This is a genomic window from Pseudoalteromonas sp. T1lg76 (assembly GCF_002964725.1).
Lineage (GTDB): Bacteria > Pseudomonadota > Gammaproteobacteria > Enterobacterales > Alteromonadaceae > Pseudoalteromonas.
Map to the genome: position 1 here is coordinate 1 of NZ_PQCE01000018.1, position 10,722 is coordinate 10,722.

Genomic DNA, 10,722 nt, shown 5'->3' on the forward strand with positions numbered 1-10,722 from the left:
ACGCATTCTGATCACGACGCTCGTTATGCTGCATAGTCATTCTATGTACATAGCGAGCAACACAGAGCAGGATGCGTTTAGATGAACCCGTAGGGCAGCGCTTGTAGTGCATTTCTACTGTGTTGTTACATGCTTATGTAGAATAACTACACCACACATGTGCCGCCTTGTATAAATACACTACAAGCTGCTGCAGAAACGAACAACAAAGGTCAACAGACCCTAGTAACCGGCGGCTTGGCCATCCTTTCTGGATTCGGAAGCGCCATAATAAACGCCGCTTTGCGGGTCTTTGAGAATCGCCTGATAGCCACCATAGGGGCCCACGGCTTCTTGCAGGGTATGGCCTTTTTTCATTAATTCTCGGCGCGTTTCCATGCTAAAACCGGACTCCAGGGACACTACACCACCATCTGTCATGATCTCATCGGTGGGCTGAGTTGAGCCCGAGTGCAGAATACGCGGCGCATCCCCCGCCTCTTGCAGATTCATACCAAAATCAATCATATTGATCAGGATCTGCGCATGCATTTGTGGCTGCGTCGCGCCGCCCATCACCCCGTAGCTCATATAAGGTTTACCGTCTTTGGTGACAAACGCCGGGATAATGGTGTGAAAGGGCCGCTTGCCCGGCTCATACTGATTGAAGTGCCCTTCTTTAAGCGAGAATAATTCACCGCGGTTTTGCAGCACAAAGCCAAGCTTTTCAGGTGTCATACCCGAGCCCATGCCACGGTAATTGCTTTGGATCAGCGACACCATGTTGCCGTACTTATCCGCCGTGGTCAGGTAGATGGTATCCCCTTCAACCGGGCCGGCATGGTCGCGCTTGGCCGCCTTATTGGGGTCGATGAGTTTGCGACGCTCGGCGGCATATTCCTTGGAAATCAAACGCTGCACCGGAATATCGTTAAAAGCAGGATCGGCGTAGTACTTGGCCCTATCGGCAAAGGCGAGCTTCTTGGCCTCAACAAAGGTGTGAATATACTCGGGGCTGTCAAAGCCCATGGCGGCAAGATCATAGTCTTCGAGGATATTCAGGATCTGCTGGGCGGCGATACCCTGGCCATTGGGCGGTAACTCCCACAAGGTGTGTCCGCGATAGGTGGTGGCCACCGGCTCAACCCATTCACTGGTGTGGGCCGCCAGGTCTTGGTAACGGATATAACCGCCATTTTCCTGCATATAACGGTCGATTTCCTTGGCGATATCGCCCTTGTAAAAGGCATCGCGACCACCTTCTGCCAGTTGCTTGTAGGTGTTGGCCAATGCCGGGTTTTTAAATATCTCACCTTTTTTCGGCATCTCGCCGTCGGCCATAAAGACCTCTTTAAAACCCGGGTATTCGCCCCGAGCACCGACACTGCGCTGCATGTAATAGGCGATCACCTCGCTGACGGGAAAGCCCTTTTCGGCATACTCGATGCTGGGTTTTAAAATTTCTGTCATGGGCAGTGAGCCAAACTTTTCGTGTAACTCAAACCAACCATCAACGGCACCGGGCACGGACACCGGCAGCGGTCCATAGGCGGGGATCTTCCCCTCGTCCTTGGTTATTTTCTTAAGCTCTTCAAAGCTCAAACCAAGCGGTGAGCGACCCGAGGCATTCAAGCCATGCAGCTTGCCGTCCTCGGCGGAATAAACAATGGCAAAGAGATCACCGCCAATACCACAGCCGGTAGGCTCAACCAAGCCCAGCATGGCATTGGCGGCTATGGCCGCGTCAATGGCATTACCGCCCTGGCGCAAGATATTCAGCGCAACCTGGGTGGCTAAAGGCTGAGAGGTGGCGGCCATGGCCTCGCTGGCAATGACTTCGGAGCGGGTGGCAAATTCCTTGCCGGTAATGCGGTCGTGGGCAAGCGTGGCTGAAGGTGCCAGTAGACTTAGCGAAATCCCTGCTAGAAAAAAACCTCGTTTTATTCGCTTCATAATTCTCTACTCTTTGCTTTTATTTATTAGATAACAAAGTTAGTAGATAAATAACGACCAAGGCAATGGGTTTGCGTTAACGGGGGAAACAAGTGCGATAAAAAACAAAGGCGCCGCCCCATTACCCTTGCCCTTATTTGGCGAGGATAACAAGACTGGCGCCTTGGCAGTAATTAGCCGAACTTACCAGATCTTAACGCGATCTTCCGGCTTAATGTACATTTCGTCGGTCTCTTTCACGTCGAATGCCTTATAGAACTCAGGCATATTTGGTAGCACACCGATAACACGGTAGTGACTTGGTGAGTGCGAGTCCGTCATCAGGCGGTTGCGCAGCTCTTCATCACGGTACTTACGACGCCAGATCTGCGCCCACCCCATAAAGAAGCGTTGATCGCCGGTGTAACCATCCAGAACCGGGGCTTCTTCGCCACCCAGTGATAACTGGTAGGCTTTATAGGCTACGGTTAGGCCGCCTAGGTCACCGATGTTCTCGCCCAGCGTCAGCTGGCCGTTCACATTAGCGTCTTCAAACGGGGCATATTCGTTGTACTGCGATACCAGTTGCTGACCACGCTCCTGGAACTGCGCCAAATCTTGCTCGCTCCACCAGTTACGCAGGTTACCGTCACCATCGTATTTTGAACCCTGATCGTCGAAGCCATGACCTAGCTCGTGGCCAATTACCGCACCGATGGCGCCGTAGTTCACCGCGTCGTCCGCTTCCAGGTTAAAGAATGGCGGTTGCAGGATGGCCGCAGGGAACACGATTTCGTTGTTCACCGGGTTGTAGTAAGCATTCACCGTTTGTGGTGTCATAAACCACTCGCTGCGATCCACCGGCTTGCCCAGCTTGTTACGCATATCATCGTATGCCCACTCACTGTGACGAATAAAGTTACCCGCCAGGTCGTCCGCTTTGACCTCTAGCGCCGAGTAGTCTTTCCACTTGTCTGGGTAACCAATCTTAGGCGTGAACTTGTTCAGCTTCTCTTTGGCTGCCACTTTGGTTTCGGCACTCATCCACTCAAGACCGTCGATGGCTTGGTCGAAACCCTTGATCAGGTTGGCAACCAACTCTTCCATGCGTGCTTTTGCTTCAGGTGGGAAGTTATCTTTAACGTACACCTTACCAAGCAGCTCACCCAGTACCGAGTTGGCTGAGTCTACCGCTTTTTTCCAACGCGGTTGCTGTTCTTCAACGCCACGTAAGGTGGTGCTGTAGAAAGCAAATTTACGGTCAACAAATTCCTTGCTTAGCTCATCGGCGTAGTTGCTAACAAAATGGAATGTTAGGTAATTCTGCCAAGTAGCCAGGTCGGTTTGCTCATAGATACCACCTAGCTTTTCAAAATAAGAAGGCTGACGTACAACTAAATCTTCGGTGTTGATTTTTGATTGCTTTAAGAACTGGGCAAAGTCGAATGCACCGGTTAGCTCATTGGCTTCGGCAACCGTCATCTTGTTGTATGACTTGGTGGCATCGCGGCTTTCTACTCGGCTCCACTGCGCCGTAGCCAGCTCGGTTTCAAGAGCAAGAATACCCTTTGCCGCTTGGTCTGCGTTTTCAACGCCGGCCTTGGTTAGCATGTCCGTGATATAAGCCAGGTATTGCGTGCGGATGGTAGAGAACTTCTCGTCATCTTTAAGGTAGTAATCACGATCCGGTAAACCTAAGCCCGACTGAGACACATAAAGGGCATACTGGCTTGAGTTCTTGGCATCGTTATTGACATACCAAGCAAACGGCGTGGTGCCCCCTTGAATGCGCAGATCCGCCATCAGCGATACTAGCGCTGATTTATCGGCAACCGTGGCAATCTTATCCAGGTAAGGCTTAAGCGGAGCGATGCCTTTTTCTTCCAGGGCATCGGTATTCATATAGCTGCTGTAGAAGGCGCCCAGCTTTTGCTCATCGCTGCCCGGTGCCGCCTTGGTGTTTTTAGCCGCCGCTTCGATCACTTCTTTCAGTGCCGCTTGTGACTGATCGTATAGGGCGGTGAAAGAGCCATAGTTAGACTTGTCGCCCGGAATTTCGGTGCGCTCTAGCCATTTACCATTGATGTGGTAGTAAAAATCATCTTGTGCACGCACCGCGGTATCGATGTTTTCTAGCTCAATACCCGAGCTAAGTTGTTGCACTTGTTTTGTTTGTTCTGCAGCAACGCTTTGCGCCTGAGTTTCGGTCTTCGCACTTTGTGCTTGCTCACTACAACCGGTAAGTCCTAGTGCCAGCGCCGTTGCGGCCGCTGCTAAGGTTACTTTAAACATATTGTTATCCCATTTTTAATTATGAAAGAGGTGATCCCCAACTAGCCCATATTAAACCTATGGGCGCAGAGCGAGAAACCCAGTTTGTAACAATTTATGAACATAGTTTTTCTAGGATGGCCTGGTTTGCTTTGGGGAAGGCATAACGGTGTAAATCGTTGAGTGCCACCCACTCCCCTTGCTGGCCTTCCGCACCATGAGGCTCACCACTAAAGTCGCTGACCTTATGGATATCCAGGCGCACCTGCTTATCGCCATAGTCATGCTCAATCAGCATAAAGGAGTCGCTGCTGTGCACCTCAATGGCGACTTCTTCCAACAGCTCTCTGGCCAAGGCCGCAGTGGTCGTTTCACCGGCTTCGATTTTACCGCCAGGAAACTCCCACAAGCCGCCTTGGTGTTTGTCGTCCGGGCGCTTACATATGTAGGTTTGCGCGCCGCGAAGAATAATGCCTACGGCAACATTAACCACTTTCTGACTCATTAACTGCTCCATAAAAAAAGCGGCATAGGCCGCTTTTTATTTAACTAAGAGAATGCTTAGCTGAGTTTGCCACAGCATTGCTTGTATTTCATACCCGAGCCACATGGACAAGGCGAATTACGACCCACCTTAGGCTCGACGCGCGCCGATACCGGCGCAGGTGCTTCACCACCAACCTGCTCGGCTTCAGCGTGTTGATACTGACGCGGCGCTTCTTCAGACTTGCGATGTTGTTCTTCAACTCGTTCAACATCTTCCTCGGCACGTACCTGAACCTTGCTTAGGATGTTTACTACATCTGTTTTCAGGTTCTCTAGCATGGCTGAGAATAGCTCGAATGATTCACGCTTATATTCTTGCTTCGGATTCTTCTGCGCATAACCACGTAGGTGGATACCCTGACGCAGGTGATCCATGGCAGCCAGGTGATCTTTCCAATGCTGATCCAGGCTTTGCAGCATAACCGCTTTTTCGAACTGGCGAAGTACCTGTGGACCCACCATTTCTTCTTTTGCTTTATATGCGTTAGTTGCTTCTTCGACGATGCGATCACGCAGTTTTTCTTCAAACAACTTGTTGTCTTCGGCAAGCCATTGCTGGATAGGCAAATCAAGCAGATAGTCTGCCTTCAAGCGATCTTCCAAAGCAGGCACGTCCCACATTTCCGCCAGCGATTGCGGTGGAATATACTGATCGATTACGCCGTTGATCACGTCGTTGCGAATAGCATCTATGGTTTCTGAGATATCACCCTCTTCCAGCAGCTCGTTACGCTGAGCGTATACCACGCGGCGCTGGTCGTTGGCCACATCATCGTACTCAAGCAACTGCTTACGAATATCGAAGTTACGGGCTTCTACCTTACGCTGGGCGTTTTCAATGGCACGGTTAACCCAAGGGTGTTCGATGGCTTCGCCACGTTGCATGCCTAGTTTACGCATCATGTTAGTCATGCGCTCACCGGCGAAGATACGCATCAGGGCATCTTCCATCGACAGATAGAAGCGGCTTGAACCGGCATCACCCTGACGACCCGAACGACCACGTAGCTGGTTATCGATACGACGAGACTCGTGACGCTCGGTACCTATGATGTGCAGACCACCGGCAGCGATGACATCGTCATGACGCTTTTTCCATTGTTCTTTAATTTTTGCGATTTGCTCTTCACTTGGATTATCAAGCTTTTCGGCTTCGCTCTGCCAGTTACCGCCTAGCATGATATCGGTACCACGACCGGCCATGTTGGTGGCGATAGTCACTTTACCCGGCAGACCCGCATCGGCAACGATGTCGGCTTCCTGAGCGTGGAACTTGGCATTCAATACGTTGTGCTGAATTTTCTCTTTACGCAGGAACTGCGACAGGTATTCCGAGCTTTCGATTGAAATAGTACCCACTAGCACCGGCTGACCGCGCTCTTGGCAGTCTTTAATGTCGGCCAAGATCGCTTCGTATTTTTCTTCCTGAGTCAGGTAAACCAGGTCGGCACGATCATCACGGATCATCGGTTTGTTGGTTGGAATAACAACCGTGTCTAGGCCGTAGATAGACTGGAATTCGAACGCTTCGGTGTCCGCCGTACCCGTCATACCGGCTAGCTTGTCGTAAATACGGAAGTAGTTCTGGAAGGTGATTGAAGCCAGGGTTTGGTTTTCATTCTGGATCTTCACGCCTTCTTTGGCTTCTACCGCCTGGTGCAGGCCTTCAGACCAACGACGGCCTTCCATGGTACGACCCGTGTGTTCATCAACAATGATAATTTCATTGTCTTTAACCACGTAATCGACGTCTTTTTGATACAGTTTGTGGGCACGCAATGCGGCGTACACATGGCTAAGCAGGGTAATGTTACCCGCCGAGTACAGTGAGTCGCCCTCTTCAATCAAGCCGCGCTCGGTAAGAAGCTCTTCAACCTTGATCTGACCGCGCTCGGTAAGGTGAACCTGCTTGCCTTTTTCGTCTATGGTGTAATCACCGTCGCCTTCAACGCCTTCCTCATCTTCTTTTTCCTGCTGTACCAGCTCAGGAACTATCTTGTTGATTTGCGTGTAAAGCTCAGATGAATCTTCCGCAGGACCGGAAATAATCAGCGGCGTACGGGCTTCATCGATAAGGATTGAGTCAACCTCATCCACCACCGCGAAGTTAAGCGGACGCTGCACGCGCTCATCAATACTGAACGCCATGTTGTCGCGCAGGTAGTCAAAGCCAAATTCGTTGTTGGTACCATAGGTAATGTCGGCGCTATAGGCGTCTTTTTTCTGCATTGGCATCATGCCAGGCACATTACAGCCCACGGTTAAGCCCAGGAATTCAAACAGCGGACGGTTGGTTTCGGCGTCACGCTTGGCCAGGTAGTCGTTCACGGTAATTACGTGTACACCCTTACCCGACAGACCATTAAGGTAGGCTGGTAGGGTTGCGGTCAGGGTTTTACCTTCACCGGTACGCATCTCAGCGATACGGCCTTGGTGCAACACCATGCCGCCTATCATCTGCACATCGAAGTGGCGCATGCCATACACACGCTTTGATGCTTCGCGTACCACCGCGAAGGCTTCTGGTAAGAGGTCATCTAAACTTGTGCCGTTGTCATAACGCTCACGAAATTCAGCGGTTTTTGCTTTTAGTTCTTCATCGCTGAGTGATTCTAGTTGGCCTTCTAAGGCATTGATTAGCGCGACCGTTTTACGTAAGTTTTTAATTGTGCGGTCATTGCGACTACCAAAGATTTTGGTAAATATTTTCGTGATCATGATTTAACCGTTACATTCTCATCTGCGTTAAGCGCTCTGGTTCATCCTTCGGGGTCACCCCTAAGGACACTGCCAAGTCACTTGCGAACTTCGTTTATCCAATTTATACCGCACTCAAGTTACATAAGAGCGACTATTGTGGAGCTATTGAGTGTGACTGCTTGAGCGGTGTACTTTTGAGCGACATCATAACAAACTCAATGAATTGCAGCACCTAATAATACCAATTCCATTAGCACTTCCGGTAACTTGCCTTTACAGCAGAAAGCCTATTAAAAACTAATGGCATTGGTATTATCGCTGGCCTATCATAACGTTCAGAGAAATCTTTGCAAACTTAGCAATATAAAGTGGGTCTAAAGTACAGCAATAGAGACTCAAGCATTGCAATAGAAGTGGTGACGATTCAGTCAAATTCAAGAGGTGGATGCCGTTTATGGCAAAAGATCGCTATGCGCCAAAACAACTTAACGAAGTGCTGGGGCAATTAAACCCGCGGTTCGGCTCGCGCATCGCCAACTATGGCGCCAAAACTCAGGAGCTGGCCTCGCAACAGCAGACTCTGCACCAAGCGGTGGGGGAAAACCTGGCGAAGAAATGCCGGGTAGCCAATATTCGCGACGGCGCCCTGATCATCGAGGCGCATAGCGCCACGGTGGCAATGAAGCTGAACTATATCAAGATGGATATTCTCTCGGCCTTTCGCCAGCAGGGCTTGGTGGATTTATGCCAAGTGAAAATAGTCACCTCTCCCAATGCGGCGCAGCGCGCACCTTTGGCGCAGGCACAAACGCAAGCGAAAAAGACCAGCCAGGAACCCAGTAACAAGCGCGCCATGAGCGAGCAAACGGCTCACAATTTAGAATTGCTTGCCGAGCATGCACCACCCTCGCTACAGCAAAAATTAATGCGCTTGGCGCAACACGGCAGACAAAAAAAATGACGCTCTAAAGCGTCATTTTTTTCGATAATTTTCTATCTGCAGGCTTAAGCCGTATGCAGTGCCAGAGCCGGAGCTGGCATGGTCACTGACTCTTCAAATGTTGCCCATTCCCATGCCGACTCGGTCGCCATGATTTTGCGCAGCAATTTGTTGTTCAGGTCATGACCCGACTTATAAGCGGTAAGCTTACCGAGAATGTTGTGGCCGGTCATGAACATGTCGCCCACACAGTCCAAGATCTTGTGCTTAACGAACTCGTCCGCATAACGTAAGCCGTTTGGATTTAACACCTTAAACTCGTCAAGAACAACGGCATTATCCATGCTGCCACCTAGAGCCAGGTTATTAGCATGCATATACTCGATGTCTTTCATAAAGCCGAAGGTACGGGCACGACTGATCTCTTCGATAAAGTTCTGTGCCGTAATATCCAGGGCAATGCGCTGGCGACTGTCGTTAATAGCCGGGTGATCAAAGGCGATTTCGAAATCGATATGAAAACCATCATAAGGTTCGATCTCGGCCCACTTATCACCCTCTTCTACGCGTACCTTTTCTTTGATACGAATAAAACGCTTGGCTACATTCTGCTCGGCAATACCGCCTTTTTGTAGCAGATAAATGAATGGCAAGGCACTGCCATCCATAATAGGTACTTCACCGCTATCAAGCTCAACAATCAGGTTGTCGATGCCTAATGCGGCTACCGCAGCAATCAGGTGCTCGGTAGTAGATAAGCGAACGCCGTCTTTATTAGTTAAACAGGTACACAATTGCGTATCGCCCACCGCTTCCGGGGTCGTTTCGAAATCCACAACCGGATCAAGGTCCACGCGACGAAATACTATCCCAGTATTCGCGCTCGCTGGTCGGAGAGTTAAGGAAACCTTCTCACCCTTGTGGAGACCAACACCCGTGGCTTTGACTACTTCTGCAATCGTACGCTGTTTGATCATAGGCTTTCGCTCACTTACTAAACTAAAATTAGACGGCGGATTCTACCACACATCGCACCAGTTAACAAATTAGTTTGTTTTTTAAACTAGTCTGCTTGCTTACGCAGAAACGCCGGGATATCGAAATAATCACCCGATTCTTCCTGCTTCTTCGGTGCAGCGCTGGCCTTGCTCTCTTGGCTAGTCACTACACTTGCCTGACTCGTGGTCGCACTATTACTGCTAAACGATGGCTCATCTACCGGCTTTGACTCTTCAAAGCTGGTTTGAGTTCCTTGGGTAGCAAAGCTTGGCACAAACATAGAAGTGCTTTGTGTGCTCTGCGTTCCTTGGGCGTTCACATCAGAACCCACGGCGCGCTTAAAGCCGTTGTCTACAACACCGAACTGAGGACGACGATCGCCACCTAGACCGGTTGCTACTACGGTTACGCGCAGCTCATCGCTCATTTCCATATCGATGGCAGTACCCACAACCACGGTGGCATTCTCAGAAGCCAGGGCCTTAACATGGTTACCGACGATCTCGAACTCTTCGATAGACAGGTCCATACCCGCGGTAATATTAACCAGGATACCCTTGGCACCGGTTAGATCCACGTCTTCAAGCAGTGGGCTTGAAATAGCCGCTTCCGCCGCTTCTTGTGCACGGTCTGGGCCAGATGCCGAAGCAGAACCCATCATTGCCGTACCCATGGCCGACATAACAGTACGTACGTCGGCGAAGTCGACGTTAATAAGGCCAGCGCGAGTAATTAGCTCGGCAATGCCTTGTACCGCACCGTAAAGTACGTCATTGGCTTTGGCGAAGGCATCAAGCAGGGTCGTGCCCTTACCCAATACTTTCAATAATTTATTGTTAGGAATGGTGATCAGTGAATCAACGATTTCCGCCAGTTCATTAATGCCATGATCCGCTGCTGCAGCGCGCTTTTTACCTTCGAAATCGAACGGACGCGTTACTACCGCTACGGTCAAAATACCCAGCTCTTTGGCAATGCGAGCGACAACTGGCGCCGCACCTGTGCCCGTACCACCGCCCATACCGGCAGCGATAAAGACCATATCCGCACCTTGCAGGGCGCTTTTAATGGTTTCAGCATCTTCCTCGGCACTCTTCTTACCGATTTCCGGGTTGGCTCCGGCACCTAGACCTGAAGTGATCTGTGTACCTAGTTGCACCGTGACATCAGCCGATGACTTACGTAGTGCCTGCGCATCGGTATTGGCGGTGATAAATTTCACGCCTTCGATGTGCTGCTGCACCATGTGTTCTACGGCATTACCGCCGCCGCCACCAACACCTATTACCTTGATAACAGCTTCTTCGCTGTGCTCTTCCATCATATCAAACATAGTTTACTCTCCGACTTGAGTA

General features: G+C 50.4%; 7 protein-coding genes. 1 reads left to right on the forward strand and 6 read right to left on the reverse strand.

The window, feature by feature from the left end:
• Window positions 1-222: 222 nt before the first annotated feature.
• From ggt to secA, 4 genes are all read right to left on the reverse strand, one after another.
• A complete protein-coding gene (gene ggt, locus C2M35_RS07350) occupies window positions 223-1,932 on the reverse strand; it encodes a gamma-glutamyltransferase (RefSeq protein WP_105264973.1) in 1,710 nt (569 codons plus the stop codon).
• Between the two features lie 183 nt (window positions 1,933-2,115).
• Complete coding sequence (locus tag C2M35_RS07355; RefSeq protein ID WP_105213436.1) at window positions 2,116-4,203, reverse strand: M13 family metallopeptidase; 2,088 nt, start codon at window positions 4,201-4,203, stop codon at window positions 2,116-2,118.
• A 94-nt stretch (window positions 4,204-4,297) separates the two neighbouring features.
• Window positions 4,298-4,687, reverse strand: a complete 390-nt coding sequence (gene mutT / locus C2M35_RS07360; RefSeq protein ID WP_105264974.1) for an 8-oxo-dGTP diphosphatase MutT — start codon at window positions 4,685-4,687, stop codon at window positions 4,298-4,300.
• Between the two features lie 56 nt (window positions 4,688-4,743).
• Entirely contained in the window at window positions 4,744-7,446 is a 2,703-nt protein-coding gene (secA, locus tag C2M35_RS07365) for a preprotein translocase subunit SecA (RefSeq protein ID WP_105264975.1), read from the reverse strand.
• Between the two features lie 436 nt (window positions 7,447-7,882).
• Between secA and C2M35_RS07370 the strand changes: the two genes are divergently transcribed.
• Complete coding sequence (locus tag C2M35_RS07370; RefSeq protein WP_105265000.1) at window positions 7,883-8,389, forward strand: DUF721 domain-containing protein; 507 nt, start codon at window positions 7,883-7,885, stop codon at window positions 8,387-8,389.
• A gap of 44 nt (window positions 8,390-8,433) precedes the next feature.
• On the opposite strand, the gene lpxC is transcribed toward C2M35_RS07370, so the two are convergent.
• Both lpxC and ftsZ read right to left on the reverse strand, forming a co-directional pair.
• The gene (lpxC, locus tag C2M35_RS07375) at window positions 8,434-9,345 is read right to left on the reverse strand and encodes a UDP-3-O-acyl-N-acetylglucosamine deacetylase (RefSeq protein WP_105199373.1); all 912 of its coding nucleotides are present in this window, start codon (window positions 9,343-9,345) and stop codon (window positions 8,434-8,436) included.
• 86 nt (window positions 9,346-9,431) lie between these two features.
• Window positions 9,432-10,700 carry a cell division protein FtsZ gene (gene ftsZ, locus C2M35_RS07380; protein ID WP_105199372.1) on the reverse strand — a complete coding sequence of 423 codons (1,269 nt, stop codon included), beginning with the start codon at window positions 10,698-10,700 and terminating at the stop codon, window positions 9,432-9,434.
• Window positions 10,701-10,722: the final 22 nt, after the last annotated feature.